15 protein-coding genes are annotated in these 17,719 nt (G+C 63.0%); 7 read left to right on the forward strand and 8 right to left on the reverse strand.

Annotated features, from left to right (window positions below):
* The first annotated feature begins 133 nt into the window (after positions 1-133).
* From G6N23_RS00790 to G6N23_RS00810, 5 genes are all read left to right on the forward strand, one after another.
* Positions 134-1,612 carry a flavin-containing monooxygenase gene (locus G6N23_RS00790; protein WP_407938359.1) on the forward strand — a complete coding sequence of 493 codons (1,479 nt, stop codon included), beginning with the start codon at positions 134-136 and terminating at the stop codon, positions 1,610-1,612.
* A complete protein-coding gene (locus G6N23_RS00795; RefSeq protein ID WP_043985032.1) occupies positions 1,609-2,571 on the forward strand; it encodes an alpha/beta hydrolase in 963 nt (320 codons plus the stop codon). Before G6N23_RS00790 ends, G6N23_RS00795 begins: the two co-directional genes overlap by 4 nt.
* Before the next feature lie 62 nt (positions 2,572-2,633).
* The gene (locus tag G6N23_RS00800; RefSeq protein WP_052537341.1) at positions 2,634-4,223 is read left to right on the forward strand and encodes a flavin-containing monooxygenase; all 1,590 of its coding nucleotides are present in this window, start codon (positions 2,634-2,636) and stop codon (positions 4,221-4,223) included.
* A gap of 154 nt (positions 4,224-4,377) precedes the next feature.
* Complete coding sequence (locus tag G6N23_RS00805; protein ID WP_043985034.1) at positions 4,378-5,835, forward strand: cytochrome P450; 1,458 nt, start codon at positions 4,378-4,380, stop codon at positions 5,833-5,835.
* A gap of 163 nt (positions 5,836-5,998) precedes the next feature.
* On the forward strand, positions 5,999-6,799 hold the full coding sequence (locus G6N23_RS00810; protein WP_232783765.1) for an SDR family NAD(P)-dependent oxidoreductase: 801 nt from the start codon (positions 5,999-6,001) through the stop codon (positions 6,797-6,799).
* 23 nt (positions 6,800-6,822) lie between these two features.
* Here the strand turns inward: G6N23_RS00810 and G6N23_RS00815 are convergent, their stop codons facing one another.
* Positions 6,823-7,539: a TetR/AcrR family transcriptional regulator gene (locus G6N23_RS00815; protein WP_234808562.1), complete on the reverse strand. Its 717-nt coding sequence runs from the start codon at positions 7,537-7,539 to the stop codon at positions 6,823-6,825.
* A gap of 138 nt (positions 7,540-7,677) precedes the next feature.
* Here G6N23_RS00815 and G6N23_RS00820 point away from each other — a divergent pair, with 138 nt between their 5' ends.
* Positions 7,678-8,823 (forward strand): acyl-CoA dehydrogenase family protein, encoded by a 1,146-nt coding sequence (locus G6N23_RS00820; protein WP_052537345.1) that lies wholly within the window; start codon positions 7,678-7,680, stop codon positions 8,821-8,823.
* A 604-nt stretch (positions 8,824-9,427) separates the two neighbouring features.
* Here G6N23_RS00820 and G6N23_RS22530 read toward each other — a convergent pair.
* The 7 genes from G6N23_RS22530 to G6N23_RS00855 all read right to left on the reverse strand — a co-directional run bounded on the left by G6N23_RS22530 (position 9,428) and on the right by G6N23_RS00855 (position 17,253).
* Positions 9,428-9,772 (reverse strand): adenylate cyclase regulatory domain-containing protein, encoded by a 345-nt coding sequence (locus tag G6N23_RS22530; RefSeq protein WP_078281695.1) that lies wholly within the window; start codon positions 9,770-9,772, stop codon positions 9,428-9,430.
* Entirely contained in the window at positions 9,732-10,394 is a 663-nt protein-coding gene (locus G6N23_RS00830; protein WP_052537347.1) for a TetR/AcrR family transcriptional regulator, read from the reverse strand. The genes G6N23_RS22530 and G6N23_RS00830 overlap by 41 nt, the downstream gene beginning before the upstream one ends.
* Positions 10,395-10,807: 413 nt before the next feature.
* Positions 10,808-12,544: an acyclic terpene utilization AtuA family protein gene (locus tag G6N23_RS00835; protein ID WP_011895440.1), complete on the reverse strand. Its 1,737-nt coding sequence runs from the start codon at positions 12,542-12,544 to the stop codon at positions 10,808-10,810.
* Positions 12,541-13,353 (reverse strand): TIGR03084 family metal-binding protein, encoded by an 813-nt coding sequence (locus G6N23_RS00840; protein WP_011895439.1) that lies wholly within the window; start codon positions 13,351-13,353, stop codon positions 12,541-12,543. The genes G6N23_RS00835 and G6N23_RS00840 overlap by 4 nt, the downstream gene beginning before the upstream one ends.
* 2 nt (positions 13,354-13,355) lie before the next feature.
* On the reverse strand, positions 13,356-14,123 hold the full coding sequence (locus G6N23_RS00845) for an enoyl-CoA hydratase/isomerase family protein (RefSeq protein ID WP_011895438.1): 768 nt from the start codon (positions 14,121-14,123) through the stop codon (positions 13,356-13,358).
* A gap of 386 nt (positions 14,124-14,509) precedes the next feature.
* On the reverse strand, positions 14,510-16,018 hold the full coding sequence (locus G6N23_RS00850) for a carboxylesterase/lipase family protein (RefSeq protein ID WP_043985041.1): 1,509 nt from the start codon (positions 16,016-16,018) through the stop codon (positions 14,510-14,512).
* Between the two features lie 221 nt (positions 16,019-16,239).
* Positions 16,240-17,253: a helix-turn-helix domain-containing protein gene (locus G6N23_RS00855; RefSeq protein ID WP_165605269.1), complete on the reverse strand. Its 1,014-nt coding sequence runs from the start codon at positions 17,251-17,253 to the stop codon at positions 16,240-16,242.
* A 122-nt stretch (positions 17,254-17,375) separates the two neighbouring features.
* Between G6N23_RS00855 and G6N23_RS00860 the strand changes: the two genes are divergently transcribed.
* Positions 17,376-17,696 (forward strand): 2Fe-2S iron-sulfur cluster-binding protein, encoded by a 321-nt coding sequence (locus tag G6N23_RS00860; protein WP_043985043.1) that lies wholly within the window; start codon positions 17,376-17,378, stop codon positions 17,694-17,696.
* Positions 17,697-17,719 lie beyond the last annotated feature (23 nt).

A 17,719-nucleotide genomic window follows, 5' to 3' on the forward strand; every position in this document is an offset into this window, starting at 1 on the left:
CCATGTCGCGGGCGACGAGAATGCCCCCACCTCCGGAGCCTCTACGTACGAGGTCCCCACCCACGAGGTCCCCACCCACGAGGTCCCCACCCACGAGATATTGGTCATCGGAGCTGGATTCTCCGGGATCGGGGTGGGCATCAAGCTGCTGAAGGAAGGTTTCTCAGACTTCCTCATCGTTGATGAGGCCCAAGGGGTGGGTGGAACCTGGTACTGGAATACCTACCCGGGGATTGCAGTAGACATTCCGTCATATAGTTACCAATTCTCCTTTGAGAAACGCCCGTCGTGGTCACGTACCTATGCGCCGGGGATCGAACTGAAGAACTACGCGAAGCATTGCGTGGAAAAATATGGCCTCGCGTCGCGCATCCGCTTCGGAGTCACGGTTGTGAGGGCTGAGTTCGACGAAGAATCGACATTGTGGCGTTTGTTCACCTCGACAGATGAGGAACTGACAGCCAGGTTCGTCATCAATGCCTCCGGGGTTCTCACGCGACCAAAAACGCCGGACATACCGGGGGTCGGGGACTTCGGCGGGGTCACGATGCACACGTCGCGCTGGGACCACCAGCAGACCCTCACCGGAAAGAGGGTCGCCGTCATCGGGACGGGCGCCTCGGCGGTGCAACTGATCCCCTCGATAGCCAAGGACGTGGACACACTCACCGTCTTTCAGCGCACCCCGATATGGTGTCTACCGAAATTCGACTTCGCGGTGCCCCGCCCGCTGAGTGCTCTTCTCCGGCTCGCACCCGGAGCGCAGATCGCCGCGCGGGCAGCCAGCCAGGCGTTTGTCGAACTCACCTTTCCCGTCGCAGCGCACTTCCATACCGCCATACCGCTGGCGTCGGCGATCGAGCGTGCAGCGATCAGCTACATGCGTCGGCAGGTCACAGACCCGGTCGTTCGGGATAAGCTGACACCGCGCTACGCGCTGGGCTGCAAGCGGCCAAGCTTTCACAACGAATATCTCAAGACGTTCAACCGCGGCAACGTCCATCTTGAAACCAACCCCATCACCCGGGTGGATGAAACCGCGGTAATTACGGCCGATGGCGCCAGACACGAGATCGACGTGCTCGTGCTGGCAACGGGATTCAAGGTCATGGAATCGGACAGCATGCCCACCTACTCGCTCAGAGGTGTCGCCGGCCGAGACCAGGCACAGTGGTGGGACGAGAACCGACTCCAGGCATATGAGGGCGTCAGCGTGCCAGGATTCCCGAACCATTTCTCAGTGTTTGGCCCGTACGGATACAACGGCTCGTCCTACTTCGCACTCATCGAGGCACAGGCGGGTCACATTCTCCGTTGCCTCCGGCAGGCCAGGACGGCCGGCTCGAACTACGTCGAGGTACGCGAGGAGGCGAATCAACGCTTCTTCGCGGAGATGCTGGCACGGCGGCATACGCAGGTCTTCTGGCAGGACAGCTGCGCGGGCGCGAACAGCTATTACTTCGACAAGCATGGGGACGTGCCTCTGCGTCCGACGACGACGGTCGAGTCGATCTGGCGCAGTCGACGATTCGACCTGGCCGACTACCGTTTCGAACGACGACCGGCGAAAAAGGCGGACACTGCCCCACAGAAGGTGGTCACCGCCGGATGAGTTCACCTGCCAGGCCGAATCCGAGCATGGCGAGCCACCTGGTCGCGGCAACGGCGCGACGCGTTCTTCGACCTCTCACGCAGGTGATTCCGGCCAACGAGCATGGCTTCGCGGTCATGGACCGCGTGCTACGGGGAACACTCGTGGTGTCGCGGCCAAGGCGCGCAATCAGTGTCGAGAAGGTAGACACGCCCTTCGCCGGTGAACGTGTGCGAGGCGACTGGGTCAAGGCGGCCAACGTGGCCTCGGATGCTCCGCCGATTCTTTATATACACGGCGGCGCATTTTCTATGTGCTCTCCCGAGACCCACCGTGGCCTCATCAGCGAACTGTCCGCGGCCGCCCGCAGGCCGGTATTTGCCGTGCGCTATCGATTGGTCCCGAAATATCCCTTCCCGGCGGCCGCAGATGATGCACTGATCGCTTATCGATGGTTGACAGAGGGAAGCGCGATCACCGCGTCTTCTGGCACGGTGGCGCTCGCCGGAGATTCCGCAGGCGGCCAGCTTGCTGCGGCGACGGCGCTTGGCGCTCGGGAACATCGACTGCCGACGCCGGATGCCATGCTGCTGATGTCGCCGGTGCTGGATTTGACATGTCAACTTGCGATGGACCGTGATCTGCGCAGACGGGACCCCTTTGCGTCCGCCATCTCTGCGTCGAGAACAATGGGTCTGTACGTGGCGGGCGCCGATCCAGCCGACCCGAGGATAAGCGTGCTCGACGCTGATCTCACGGACATGCCACCAACTTTGATTCAGGTCGGCGGACGAGAGATGTTGCTCGACGACTCCAGAGTCTTTGCCAAACGTCTGCAGACTGCAGGGGTCTCCTCGCAGTTGCAAGTTTTCCGCGGCCAGATCCATGTCTTCCAGGCGATGTTTCGCCTATTGCCCGAAGCGCGTGAGGCCCTCAGGCTCGGTGGCGAGTTCTTGGCTACTTCGGCCACCGTCCGTTGACAGCGTCCCTGCGCACGCCTTGACCACGAGGCGCCCCAGCACGAAGGTTGTATGAGCTAACGATGAAACCCGTGAAACGTGAACAAACCCAGGACAATCCCCCTGGTAACCCCTCGATCGTCATCATCGGCGCCGGCTTCGCCGGAATTACCCTGGCACTCCGCCTCACACGCGCGGGGTTCGACAGGGTCCTCATCGTCGAAAAGGGCGATGGTGTCGGGGGAGTCTGGCGGGAGAACACCTACCCGGGGGCTGCCTGTGATGTCCCGTCGCAGCTGTACTCGATCTCCTCGGCGCCAAATCCCACGTGGGGCCGGCGTTACGCGGAACAACGCGACATCCTCGCCTACCTTCGCCGCGTCGTCGACGAAAGTGGATTGCTGCCCCTCCTTCGGACGAAGACCGAAGTCGCCAAGGCAGCCTTCGATGAGCGCTCGAACACATGGCGTCTGACCACGACTTCCAACGAAGAATTGGAGTGTGATGTCGTCATTTCGGCCGTGGGACAGCTGTCGCGCCCTTCGATCCCGAACATTCCTGGAATGTCGGGGTTCGCGGGCCCGTCGTTTCATTCCGCCAATTGGGACCACGATCTGAATCTCAGCGGCAAGCGCATTGCGGTCGTCGGCACTGGCGCAAGTGCGGTGCAATTCGTCCCGGTGGTCGCTGCATGCGCCGCGCACTTGGATGTTTTCCAACGGTCAGCCCCATGGGTGCTGCCCAAATTCGATCGTCAGTACGGTGGGCGGCATCACCAACTGCTGCGCAAGTTACCCATTCTGCGGCTCAGCGAACGTCTGATGATCTGGACGATATTCGAGTTCTTGGCGTTGGCACTCGTCGATGCGAAGCCAGTGGCGCGAGTCCTTGGCGGCGTCGCCCTCAGGCACCTAGGTCGCCAGGTGCACGACGCGCGGCTGCGTTCCCAACTGACACCGGACTATGCGCCCGGATGCAAGAGGATCCTGTTCTCCAGCGACTACTACCCCGCACTCGCCCGTCCCAACGTCGCACTGGTGACCGACGATATTGAGGCAGTAGAACCCGGCGGAATTCGCACGGTGGACGGCGAATTCCATGCCGCCGACGTCATCATCTACGGCACCGGCTTTAGTGCCACCGAGTTTCTTTCCCCGATGGAGGTCCACGGCCGTTCGGACCGAACATTGTCGGACGTGTGGGCAGATGGCGCGCACGCCTACTACGGCCTGTCGGTGCCAGATTTCCCGAATTTCCTCATGATGTACGGGCCGAACACCAACGTGGGATCCGGGTCGATTGTCTACATGCTCGAGTCGCAGGCCCGACACATCGTCAGGTTGATGAAGGTTCTCCGTGCCCATCCGCGAAGTGTCATCGAGGTGCGTGCCGACGTGGAGAAGCGCTTCAACGACCGGTTGGGTCGCCGCCTGGACAAATCCGTGTGGACTATGTGCACGAGCTGGTATCGCTCGGCGCGCGGTTCGATATCCACCAACTGGCCCAGCCCGACCTTCCTGTATCGCCTTCGTGCGCGCAGGCCGAAGCGGCGCGCTTACGTCCTGTCGCGTCCCGCGCCCGCGAACTCGTCGCGCAGGGGGACACCCGAGCCGGCCAACACCCATCTGGCCGACATGCCCTATGCCCCCAGCGGGGCCGATAGCGTCGACTAGTGGCGGCTCTGTTCAGTGACGGGTATCCGAGGACGGCGGGGAGTCGCTGACATTCGAGCGGCAACTGTGATCGCCGTTGACAGGGTGGTCACCGGTGTAAACGATGGGTGAAATCCTTCCGATAATGCGAGAAACAACATCAAGGGGGCACTCGATGACCAAATCGCCGTCCGGTTCGGCAAGCAAGTCCCGTGACCGTCTGTCGTCGGTACTACTGAATCCCCTCCCGCAGCGCGTCGAGCGCGCTATCCAGGAGGTGAGTCGACGATGGCCGGTTCGCGAACTTGCCGCGCCGCCGACAGGTAGCGGATTGAAGCCAGTTATCGGCGATCAGGGATTGCCTCTCGTTGGCCACACACTGGACTACATTCGCTTCGGCTCTGACCTCAGTAGAGAGCGGTACGAGAGATTTGGTTCGGTCTCGTGGATGGGGGCGTTTGGCACCAAGATGGTCGTCATTGCGGGACCGCAGGCAACTCAAGAAGCACTCACCACCAAAGCCAAGGCTTTCTCGCAAGATGGTTGGGGTTTTCTCATCGATGCGTTCTTTCATCGGGGGCTGATGCTGATGAGCTTCGATGAGCATCTGATGCATCGGCGAATCATGCAGGAGGCGTTCACACGTCCGCGACTAACCGGTTATGTCAAGCAGGTCGGGCCATCGGTTCGTTCTAGCGTACCGAAGTGGCCGACCGGTTCGGGTGTCCGCTTGTATCCCCTGTTGAAGGATTTGACGCTCAACGTGGCAACCGATGTGTTCATGGGCGGCCGCGGGAAAGAGGACAGCCGTTCAGTAAATCGAGCCTTTGTAGCAACCGTCCGCGCTGCCAGTGCGATCGTGCGTGCTCCTCTGCCCGGGACGCGGTACCGCGCCGGAGTGCGCGGTCGCCGGTTGCTGGAGGCGTACTTCGCCCGGCACTTACCGGCGGCACGCTCGGGGCAGAATGATGATTTATTCGCCGCGCTATGTGAGGCGCGCGCCGAGGACGGCGAACGCTTCACTGATGCGGACATCATAAATCACATGATCTTTCTGATGATGGCCGCTCATGACACGTCAACGATCACCACTGCCGCTGTGGCGTACTTCTTGGCGAAGAATCCTGAATGGCAGGATCGACTTCGTGCTGAGTCTGACCGTCTAGGCGACGATCTGCCGGACATTGAGGACCTGGAGGGGCTCACGGCGATGGACTTGGTCATCAAGGAGTCGCTCAGACTAGTTGCACCGGTACCGTTGGTTATGCGTAAGACGGTGACCGACACCGCAATTGATGGCTACTACGTCCCCTCCGGAGTGCTTGTCGCCATCACGCCTGCGGTCAACCACTTTGCGCCCACAGTGTGGACCGAGCCGGACCGGTTTGACCCAACGCGATTCGAGCCGCCACGGCGCGAGGATCACGCCCACCGCTTCGCCTGGCTTCCGTTCGGAGGAGGCGCGCACAAGTGCATCGGGATGCACTTCGGCACCTTGGAGGTGAAGGCAATACTGCACGAGATGCTGCGGGAATTCACCTGGAGTCTGGATGACGGCTACCGCGTTCGGTGGGACAATACGTCCCTGCCTGTCCCTGTCGACGGCCTACCTATTACGTTGTGTCGCCGATGATATCTAGGTCATTCCACGAGACTTTTGAGTGCTTGGCCGAGCACATCGCCCTCACAGGGCGCCGGCAGAATCGACGCAGTCCTCCAAGTGGCCTCGGAGATCCTCAACAAACCCCGGCGAACCGTAGTCGGCAAACCTACGCAAACTGCCGGAAAGGATGGTCATGCTAGAACCATCAACAGCCGTCGTCACAGGAGCAGGTCGAGGGATTGGTCTGGAGATCGCGAGACAACTCGCCGCTGCCGGTCACAAGGTTTTGCTCACGGATGTCGATGGCGACGCGGCGGAGCGCGCTGCCACCGAGGTCGGCGGTGGCGCTTGGAGCGCCACGCACGACGTACGAGATCCGTCGGGTCATCGGGAAGTCGCTGCTCAGGCTTTAGCCGCTGGCCCTCTGGCGGTGTGGGTAAACAACGCTGGGATCCTAATCGCGGGTAACAGCTGGAGTCACAGCGATGCCGAGATTGCGTCGATCCTCGATGTAAATGTACGAGGTGTCGTTGCCGGGTCACACGCGGCAGTTGCCGCCATGGGCGCAGGTGGGGGTGCGATCCTCAACATCGCGTCGCTCTCGGCTCTGGCCCCCATCCCTGGACTCGCGATGTACGCAGCCACTAAAGCCGCCGTATTGTCGTTCACCACATCGCTGCAAGGCGATCTTGACCATGCGGGATTGCAAATCCGTGCCCGGGCGCTATGCCCCGACGTGGTGAGTACGAAAATGGTCACCGACCGAGTCGCCGACCCTGGGGCGGCGCTACTGTTCGCCGGACCTCGTCCAATGGATGCGGCGGCCGTGGCCCGCGCAGGACTCGAGTTGCTGGAGAGTCGCCAGATATTCCGGGTAGTTCCTCGGTGGCGCGGCGTAGTTGCGCGCACTAGCGATGCTGCGCCGTCGCTCGGGTTGAGAGCTTTCGCGTTGATGCGCGGCGTTGGTGAGCGGCGCCAACGCAATCATCGTTGATGGCGGTGTCTAAGACGGAGGGTTTAGCGTGGGGAGGCTCGAGTTGTACCTGATGAGGTTTTCGGTTCGCAGAGTGGTAAGTGGGGATCAAGCTGGAATCCCAGTTCCTGCAGCCTGTCATTGATTATCAACCAGGTTTGCCGTGTCAATCGAACGACGAGTTCGTCACGAGTGGAGTCGCGATGGTCCAGCCACCATAGGACCGAAGCGTCCATCAGGCCCATGATGGCGGCGACATTGCGGTCTGCCGCCTCTGAGTCCTCGCCGTAGCGAGGAAAGTAACGGGCACCCGCGACGGCGAGTTCGGAGGCGAATGCACTGGTGCCGGGCGAGGTTTTCTCGGTGCTGCGCCGATAGTGTCGGTTCACCAAGAACCGATAGAGGTTGGGGTGTTCGTCAGCCCACATGACGTGCTGTGTGACCGGCGCGCGAATCACGTCTAGCGGTGATCCCTGCACATCCAGAGTTAGGCGAATCTTTGCAGTGAGTTCGCGGTGGACGTGGCGGGCGACGGCTAGATCGAGTTCTTCTTTACTTGCGAAGTGGCGGTAAAAGTGCGTGCGGACTAAACCGGCCTTGTCTGCGATCTGGCCGGTGAGTGCGTGGGGTCCGTTCTCTTCGATTGCGCTGAGCGCTGCTTCGATGATCTGTTCACGACGTAGTTCGCGGCCTGGCAACTTACTGGTTGCACGGCGTCCCGCTGTGGTGTCCGCCCATTGCTTTCGCTCCACGATGCTCACCGTAACGCCCCGCGCTCTGGAAAGTTCTGGGTACGTGTTGTACCCAGTGTCCGTTTCGTGGTACACCATGTACCCATAAGCGTGTAGCGAGACCCATTGCGGGATCGGTGCGCAAGTAATAACAGTGAGGACTCTCTAATGGCAGCCAATCGCTCTAGCTGGATGGACGACGACCTCGATGCACTCCGCGATTTGGCGCGCACGTTCTGTGAGAAGGAGATCGCGCCGCACAGTGCCCGCTTCATCGAGCAGCACCACGTGGATCGAGACCTGTGGACCCGGGCGGGTGATCTGGGGTTGCTGTGCATGTCAATCCCCGAACAGTACGGCGGAGGTGGTGGAACATTCGCCCATGAGGCGGTCTTGATCGAGGAACAGGCCCGCATCGGTGATTCAGCATGGGGTGCGGCGCTGCATAGCGGAATCGTCGCCCACTACCTGCTCGAGTATGGCACCGACGAGCAGAAGGAACGTTTTCTGCCCCGACTGGCAACTGGTGAGATGGTTGGCGCGATTGCGATGACGGAGCCAGGCACGGGCTCCGATCTCCAATCTGTTACGACCAAGGCACTGCGCGTTGGAGACGAATACGTTGTCAACGGTTCCAAGACATTCATCACCAATGGCGCTCAGGCCGACTTGATCATCGTCGTCGCCAAGACCGACCCGACTGCCGGAGCGAACGGAATCTCGTTGGTTTTGGTCGAAGGCGATCGACCGGGCTTTCGGCGGGGTCGGGTGTTGGACAAGGTCGGTCAGCGCGGACAGGACACCTCCGAGCTCTATTTCGAAGATGTGCACATTCCGGTTGAGAACCTCCTGGGTACGACTGAAGGCCAGGGGTTCATTCAGTTGATGCAGCAACTTCCCCAAGAGCGATTGATCCTTGCGCTTGGTGCAGTGACAGTACTAGAAACAGCGCTCGAGTTCACTGTGGAATACACCAAAGATCGGCATGCCTTCGGCAAGCCCGTCTTCGCCTTCCAAAACACCAAGTTCAAGCTCGCCGAGGTCGCCACCGACGCCCACATCAGCCGCGTTTTCATCGACGACTGCGTCGCCCGCCATCTGCGCGGTGAACTCGACATCCCCACCGTCGCGATGGCGAAATGGTGGACTACTGAGCGTGCGATGGTCGCCCTTGATGACTGCTTGCAGCTCCACGGCGGCTACGGCTATATGACCGAGTATCCCATCGGCAGGATGTGGGCCGATGCTCGCGTTCAGAAGATCTACGGTGGGACAAACGAGATTATGAAGGAGATCATTGCTCGGTCGCTTTAGATCGAATTCGACCGCTAGATTGGTTACGAGGGGCCGCGATAGCGAGGTGGCGTTCGCTTATCAAGTCGGTGGTGACTGTTCATTAGGCGGTCACTGTTCACTAGGCGGATACCCGGCGAGCTCGCTTCAAACGGGGGCCTTACTCGGCCGGCCTGGGCGCGCCGCGCCCGAGACAGGTTGACCTTGCTGCTGACGCCCTTCAGACGATATGCGCCGGCGGACGACCACCGGAGGCCTGCGTCGTCGACGATCACCCGCGTGGAGTCCCACCAACACTGCGCCTGGCCGCGCCGCCGCGCTCACTCGGCTGGCCAGGTTCACGGGGTTGCCGAACCAGTCGCCCGCGCGCGAGACCGCTGACCCGGACGCCACGCCAATCCTCAAGGAAGGCAGGTCATTTGCTGACGCGCTGTCGATCAGGTCCAGCATCGTCGTCACCAGCGGCGTCGGTCGTGATGAGACCAGCATGACCGCGCCCCGAGGGTTTCACGAATCTCAACCGGTGGGTTGGCAGCCTCGCGCGCAGCAGTCGCGAGTCGATTCGCGAGCCTCTCCAAATCGTCGGGCTGAAGCTTTCAACATGTTCAGCGCGCGAAGCCACGCATCATCTCCGTGGCCTGCCCGATGCCTTCCGTGAGGGCCCGCAATATGGCGACTGTTTCGTCTGGATTCCGGTTTCCGTGCTCAGCTCGCGCAGAGAGACGTACCGTCCCTCATCACCCAGTACGCGGCTTGTAGGAAGAAGGAGAGGGGTTGGGGCCACCAGTCGGCTTTGATCAATCGTGAAGCCCTGGGCATGCAGCCAGGCAATTAGATGAGTCCTTTCCTGGCGGCTGTCGCCCTCAAGACCGTCGTGCAGACATACTGAGCGAGGTCGTCTTCGTGTGTTGCTGACACCCTGGACCTGCTTAGTGCTGCGGCGTACCGGGACGCGGACAGGATGGTTCAGTGTTCACGCCGCGCACCTGGTGACTCGACGCGGGGACGCCGAGCACGGCGTGACCCATCGCAACGAGCAGCGCAGAGGTCTGTTCGGGAGCCAGGCCAGTGCCGCGGTAGTGCAAGATCGATTGAATGGCTCCGATCGCTCCATGAACCATCGCCCGAAGTTCAATCTCATCGACCGCGGGCCGCAACTCCCCCACGAGGTGTACCCACTCTTCCAGATAGAGCCGCTGCTTTCGGCGCAATTGGCTCTGGTGGTGATCCGACAGATTGTGCACCTCGCGGTAATACACCATTGCCAGCTCGCGTTGATCCATTACCAAGGCGACTTGATCTGACACCAGCAGGGTCAGCGCCTCCGCCTCGTCGCGGGACTGCTCCACGATCGCCGTCGCACGCTTTAGGAGTTTGTCCACCACACGCTCGAAGAGGGCCGCCAGTAGGTCGCTCTTACTGTCGAAATGGCGATAGATGGCCGGCCCGACGACCCCTGATGCAACGCCGATGTCGGCCATGGAAACAGCGTGGTAGCCCCGCTCGGCAATCAACTCGGTGGCAGAGGCGAGAATCCGTTCCCGACGTTCGCCGCCGACCCGGGTACGTCCGGCAACGACCACCTTGTTCACTACTACCTTCCTTCGCTCGCAACCAGGGCTCGCGCAGCACTGCAGCGCCGGGAGCTACACTACGAACGTTAACACCTGCTCACAATCCCAGGTTGAGTTGAAATGTAGACGCCCAGTGGCAGGTGGCTGGCGCCTGCGCGTGTGATCCCCATTCGTGGATGTGCCCGCTCATTGGCCAAGATCGGCAACCGCGTGGGCAGATCGCTGCGCCCTCTTTGGATGTCCAGTTCGGCAAGGAACTGGACAAAGCCATCTCTCCGTCTGCCGGACGCTGTTGGCGTCATCCGATCGTCATCACATCGTTCGGCAACACGGCTTTGGCAAAGGGGCTACGTCAAGCAGCAGGCAGAGGACGGCGACTTGATTGGCGATACGTCGACAGAGTGGCCCGGCTACTCCAAATTCGGGATTTGTCAGGTCGCGCCGACAAGGGATTGCGGTATGTCCACGATGCGGGAGCGCAGGTACTCGCACAAGCCCTTCGCCTGGGCATCCGGCCGGGTCGAGGATGCCACGCCTTCCCCCAGCAGCCCGTGCACCACAACGTTGAGCGCACGCAGGTTGGGCAGCTCGAATCGCTCTATGCGCAGCTGCGCAGCCTCCGGGCCGAGCAGCCCGCGCAGTCGCTCGACGGTTAAGTGCTCGCGCACCCAGGCATAGCCGGCGTCGTCGCGGGCCCAGAGACCAATATTGGCGTTGCCGCCCTTGTCGCCGGACCGCGCGCCCAGAACCGCGCCCAGCGGCGCGCGGCATGTCGGCTCGGTCGGCGGCGCGGCTGCCGCGCTGCCCCGGACCTTCGCGGCCGGCACGCTACCGGTCGGCGGATCGGCGATCCTCCGGCGCTCACCGTTGGGCAGCACCACGACCTGCGTCACGCTCGACCGGGGCACGGTCGCTGGGCGATACACGCCGAACACTGACTCCGACGTGGGTGGCGTGGTGGTGTGGAAGCCGGCATACCCGGCCAGAGCGATCTCCATGATTGCGCTCGAGAACGCCCGGCCGACCTTGCGCGGGTCGGTGTCCTTGACCGTGATCCGCAAGTGCGCGCACGCCTGGTCGTTAGTGGGGGCGTCCGGTGTGTCGAAACGCAGAAACCGGACGTCGACCTCGGCGAAGGATCCCCGGCCGCCGAGGATGTCGAACAGCTGCTGCTGCGCGAACGCGGCTTTCGCCTCCAGGTCCAAGCCGGTGAGCACCATCGTCATGGTGTTCCGGTAGCCCCCGACCTCGTTCAGCGCCACCTTGAGCGTCTCCGGTGGCGGGCTGCCGGTGACACCCGTGATCGCCACCCGGTGCTCGGCCTGCTGGGCCAGCGAGATCGTGTCGAAGTGAGTCACCACGTCGGGCCCCAGATAGGCCGGCTCGGCGATCTCGTAGAGCAGCTGGGCGGTGACCGTACCGACCGACACCAGCCCCCCGGTGTCGGCGTGCTTGGTGATCACCGACGAGCCGTCGGCCGCCACCTCCGCGATCGGGAAGCCCGGGTAGCGACGGTCGGTGATCTCGTCGAGGAAGGCGTAGTTGCCGCCCGTGGCCTGTGGTCCGCATTCGATGACGTGGCCGGCCACGACGGCACCGGCGAGCCGGTCCCAGTCGGTGCGCTCCCACCCGTGCCACCAGGCGGCCGGGCCGACGACCAGCGAGGCGTCTGTCACCCGTCCGGTGACGACGACGTCGGCGCCCGCACCCAGCGCTTCGGCGATACCCCAACCCCCGAGGTAGGCGTTGGCCGAGACCGGCTTGACCTCACCGACCGCAGGGGTGATCGCGGAGAGGTTCCCGCGCAAGTCGTCACCTTCGATGTGGGCGATCCGGACGGTGATACCGAGCCGGTCCGCAAGCTCGCGCAATCTGACGGCCAGCCCGGCCGGGTTGAGCCCACCGGCGTTGGCCACGATCTTGATACCGCGGTCGGAACAGGTGCCCAACACCTGCTCCATCTGGGTCAGGAACGTGCGCGCGTAACCGCCCGCCGGATCCTTCGCCTGGGCCTTCGCCAGGATGAGCATCGTCAGTTCAGCGAGGTAGTCCCCGCACAGCACGTCGATGCTCTGCTCGCCCGTCCCGCCCTCGACCATCTCCCGCGCCGCGGCGATCCGGTCGCCGTAGAAGCCCGAGCAATTTCCGATGCGTACCGGGTCCCTCACGACACACCTCCGTCGAACTGTCCTGCGGTGCGCCCGCCACCGGGAGGTCCGGCGAAGGCCTGCGCGATGGAGAGCCACTGGTCGGCGAGCGGACCGGTGACGTGCAGTGCGGTGTCGTCGCGATGCCTGCGCTGGGTGACGAGCAGGCAGAAGTCGTGCGCAGTGCCGGTGACCCGGTTGGGCACGCCGTCGGGGCCCCAGGTCCACAGCGTGCCCCCCGGTGCGGTGAGCTCGACACGGACGGGTTCCTCGGGCACCTCCAGGCCGTTGGCCATGTAGCTGAACGCCCGCGCTCCCACGCCGATGTGGGCGACGTGGCGCAACCGGGCCGAGGGCACACGGGTCACTCCCAGCGCGTCGGCGATGTCCTGACCGTGCGCCCAGGTCTCCATGATCCGCGCGGTCAGCGAGGAAGCCGCGCTCATAGGGAGGCCGAACCACGGCACCCGCATCGAGGGGTCGATCGCTGCGAAGGCAGCGACGAGGGCGCGGCGCGCGCCGTCGAACCAGGACAGCAGCTCCGCTGTCGGCATCGGCCGGTAGCGCTCGGCGATGGTGTCCGGGGAGATCCGGCCGTCGGCGAGCATGGGCAGCACCTCGGCCGTGAACCCTTCGGGGTCGGTGGCTGAGCGCACCGCGGCGTCGTCGAAGAACGCAAGATGGCTGATCTGATCGCGGACCGCCCAGCCTGCCGCGGGGGTGGGCGCGTCCCACCCGGCTTGCCCCTCGGGCAGCTCGGCGATCAGTGACCACAGCTCGGCCGTTTCCGCCCCGATGTCGGTGATCAAGGACTCCATCGGCACGGCCACGTCTAACGTCCCTTCCAAACCGGTGTGCGCTTCTCGCGGAACGCGGCGGGACCCTCTAGCGCGTCGGCGCTGAGGTACACCGGCTCCCATATCTGGTCGGCGTGGGCGTAGGCCTCCGTCAGGTGGTGCGCTGCGGAGAGGTATACGGTCTTTTTTGCCGCGAGTACGGACAGCGGTGCGTTGGAAGCGATCCGCAGGGCGATCTCCTGAACTCGTACCCGCAGCTCCGCTGCGGGCACGACCTCGTTCACCATGCCTACCTCGCGGGCGCGCTCGGCAGTGATCGGGTCGCCGGTCATCAAAATCTGCAGCGCAATCCGCGGCGGCAGCAGCCACGACAGCGGGACAGCCCATGGCGAGCCGCGGCCTACCTTGACCTCGCTGACCGCGAACCTGGCGTGCTCGGCTGCGATGACGAGGTCGCACTGCTGGGCCAGTAGGAATCCGCCGGCGAAGGCGACGCCGTTCACCGCGGCGATGGTCGGCTTGGCGACCTGGATGTTGCGCCCGAATTGCGGCGCGAAGTCTGGCGGCGGAACCGTGAGCGCCGTCTCCGCCATCTCTTTAAGGTCCCCTCCGGCGCAGAACGCCTTATCGCCTGCCCCGGTCAGCACCAGAACCTTGGCGGAGTCGTCGGCGTTGAAGCGGTGAACGCTGTGGAACAGTCCCTGCCGGACCGCCCCGTTGAGCGCGTTCCGTGCCTCGGGGCGATTGATCGTCAACCAGGCCACCCCGTCGACGACCTCGTAGGTGATCGCTTCCTCGCTCATCAATCCCCGTCCTGATCGGCACCCGCCCTCCCGATGTGAGGGCTCGTTCACTCGCAGTACGTTACCCGGCAGAATGTCGCGAGGACCAGTTGGTGAGCGAACGCGTTGCGTCCGGCGGCGCAACCCGACCGGCGTGGCCAGCTCCGTAAATGTTGGGTTCGCCACCTCGTCGGCCGCATTCGGTTCGAGCGATTGACGAGATCGGATCCCAAGGCCGCAACACGGGGTTGCATTCGTACGTCAAGTCCTCGGCAAGAATGTGGCCCTCTTCGGCCTTTTGGGATTGGCACGCCGGAGGTGCTCCTTGCCACCGTTTCACCCTTGGCTCCCAGAAACAATCGGTGCCAAATGCTGTGAACGCATGCGTCGCCGCGGGGAACCGCTCGTCAGCGTCCGAGGACTTGAAAACCTTCCCATGCTTTCCGGCGGTCGGCGTGGGGGTCGTTGTCCACTCGCGAAGCGCGATCGAAGACGAGGACCGGACGGGCGTCGCTGGTGTAGCGCGGCCAGCCGTCTCCTGGAACTCCGGTGCGTGCGAAAGCATCCCAGCGCCCTTGCATGTCGTCGCTCACGCGTAGGGCCGAGCGGCGATCGGCTCCGGCGCTGAGTAGCCGACCGAGCGGCGTGCGGTAGGCGTCGAACACCGCAAGAAGCTCCGTCGCATGGGTGGCACCCAGCCCGGCCCATTGCAGAGTTCGCGGGGCGAAGTCATAGCGGTACAGATATGTGGGGGCGTGCCGACTGTGGGAATCCGCGAGCTGCCACAGTGTCGATCCGAATGTGAAGTCGGCCCCCAGTCGGATACAGGCATCGGGGGCCGGATATTCGGGATAGGCAGCAGTAATTCGCTCGCGACAGGTGGGTTCCGCTCCCGCTAGTAACGCTTCGATCTTGGCTTCGTTCGTCGGGAGGAGTTTGAGGAAGCGAGTGAACAACCGGCCCTCGTCGGCGTTCGTACCGACGATCAGCGGCACACGGTACGCCTTGCCGTCGCGCATCGCTTGAATGGGCTCGGACGGTAGATAGTCGGTTCCGAATGTGCATCCCACCGGGTAACCGCCAGCAAGGTCCGATGCACTCGTGGTGAGCAAGCGATCGAATGCATTCACCAGTTGAGCCGGACGCGCCGCCAACAGGAGGCGGGCGGGCTCCCGCTCGTCGGCGCAGAGAATGGATGCGAACTTGGCGGCGAACTCCGCGGCCAGCTCCTGGGAGCGGGATAGCGCGCCGGCCGGACTTTGTGAGATAGCCTGTGCGAAAAGCCCTTTAGCCGCTGGCACGGCCAGCAAAGTGGTAACGGCGTGCGCGCCCGCGCTCTCTCCGAAGATCGTCACGTTATCGGGATCGCCGCCGAATGCCGCGATGTTCTCGCGTACCCACCTGAGCGCCGACACGAGGTCACGCAAGTAGAGGTTGTCGTCAATATGGATGTCTGCGGTGGACAGCGACGACAGGTCGACAGCCCCTAGCGCGCCGAGGCGGTAGTTTGTCGATACGTACACGCAACCGCTGCGGGCAAGCGACGCGCCATCATAGATCGGTGTCGCGGAACTGCCCAGGAAGTACGCCCCGCCGTGAATGAAGAACATCACGGGCAGAGGTCGGTCCGAGCCGCCGTCGGGTGCAACGACATTGAGGGTGAGGCAGTCCTCGCTCATGGGCTGGAACTTGCCCGGACCGACGATGGTGTATCGGCGGGGCTGTGGAGCGCAGTAGCGGAATCGGTGGCAGGGTCGGACGCCGTCCCACGCTTCGACCGGCTGGGGAGCCTTGAACCGCAGCGCGCCGACTGGTGGCTTGGCGTAGGGAATGGAACGCCAGCGATTGACGCCGTCCCGCGTGAATCCTTCGATGGCGCCCGAGGTGAGTTCGGTGCGGACTGTCTTCGCTGGCATGTATCGACAATAGCGAATGACTATTCACACCAGCGCCCGGCTCTGCCGTTCAGTCGCCGTGTCGGGCACGGTTTGGCCTGCTACTGATGACTCACTCGACTTCGGTCAGCGGCCTCCACGGCCGTTCGGTGACGTCGTGGCTGATTCTTAAGCACCGGTTACATCTTTTCAGAAGAAGAAGCTACCCATGACCGGCTATCTCCGGGCGTGCGGGGACATCCTCAGCGTTGTGAGCGTCGGTACTCGCTCGGAGAGCGGCCGGTCCATCGCTTGAAGGCGTGTGAGAAGTTAGCAAGATCGCCGTATCCGAGCTCGGTCGCGATCTGGCTTGCCGACATTGATCGGGTGATTAACAGCATCATCGCGCTCTCCCGCAGACACGACTGGCGCAACTCGCGAAAGGTGGTGCCCTCTTCGGCGAGCCGGCGTTTGAGTGTGCTGGTGGATACCGAGAGTTCGTCTGCGACCCGCTGGCAACTTCGCTGTCCGGGATCCTCGTCCAACAACCGTCTCACCTTCTTGGAGAAGGACGTGGCTCCGCTCTGCTCGTCGAGGGTCCGCCTCAGCTCGGCGACGGCGAGTCGATACGCAAGGGGATCGGAGAACCGGCACACTTCATTGAGCGCGTTGACGGGAACATGAAGGTAGGACATCGGTGCGTCAAAGAACAGGCGCCCGGCTAGTACCATCTCTGCCGCGAGTTTGTTCAGGGAGACCGGCGCTGACCAACTCAAGTGGAGCGTGACGGTCAGCGCGTCACTGACGAGCATGTCCAGCAGTCGTAACAACGCCAAGCCGGTATATGTGACTGCTAAGCAGTCCAGGGCCCGATCGCCTGTGTGCCCCCAGAGCCCGACGGTGAGACCTTGGTCGTTTGGACGGAATTGTGCATTGATCGCCGTGGTGATCAACGGTAGATAGGTGAGCAGCTCGACGATCTCGGCTACCGAGCCTGCGCTGACCAGCGGGACGCTCAACGGGCCGAAAGATGTCAACTGTGCCTGTCCTGCAAACGAGAAGCCGAGCAGGGTTGCCCGGTCGACGTCTAGATCGGGGTACAGATCGCGAAACCACCGCAGTGGCGCCTGGACATCGTGCTGCATCAGCGTCGCCTCGTCGGTTCCCTCGCGCGCCATGATGGTGCGAAGCCGCGCGACGGCGTCCGGGTCGAGTGCCTGGCTCTCCAGCATTTGCACGAACGCGACCGGAGGCACACCGGCGTTGCTGAACTTCACCGATCGTGCCCCCTGAGCCCAATCCACAAGTTCCTGATCCGCGCAAACATAGCGGAAGCGCTCGGATTGGACAATCCTGTTAACAAGTATTCACATTCAGGGCAACTTAAGAGGAGTCGGTAATGGCCGTTGTCACTTTTGTCTCCCACGACGGCGACAAGCACCAGGTGCCTCTCGATGAAGGCCAGTCACTGATGCAGGTCGCGACCAACAATGCGGTACCCGGCATCGACGGCGACTGCGGAGGCGAAGCCGCGTGCGGCACCTGCCATGTGATCGTCGATCCGCAATGGACCGACAAGGTCGGCCTCTCCGGCCCCGCTGAAGAAGAGATGCTCGCGATGAACCCGGAGCGTCACCCGACCTCCCGGCTGTCCTGTCAGATGCCGGTCTCCGAGGAGTGGGACGGCTTGATCGTCCAACTGCCCGAGTTCCAGATGTAATGACGAGCGAAAAGGAATAAGAC

Source organism: Mycolicibacter terrae (assembly GCF_010727125.1).
GTDB lineage: Bacteria > Actinomycetota > Actinomycetes > Mycobacteriales > Mycobacteriaceae > Mycobacterium > Mycobacterium terrae.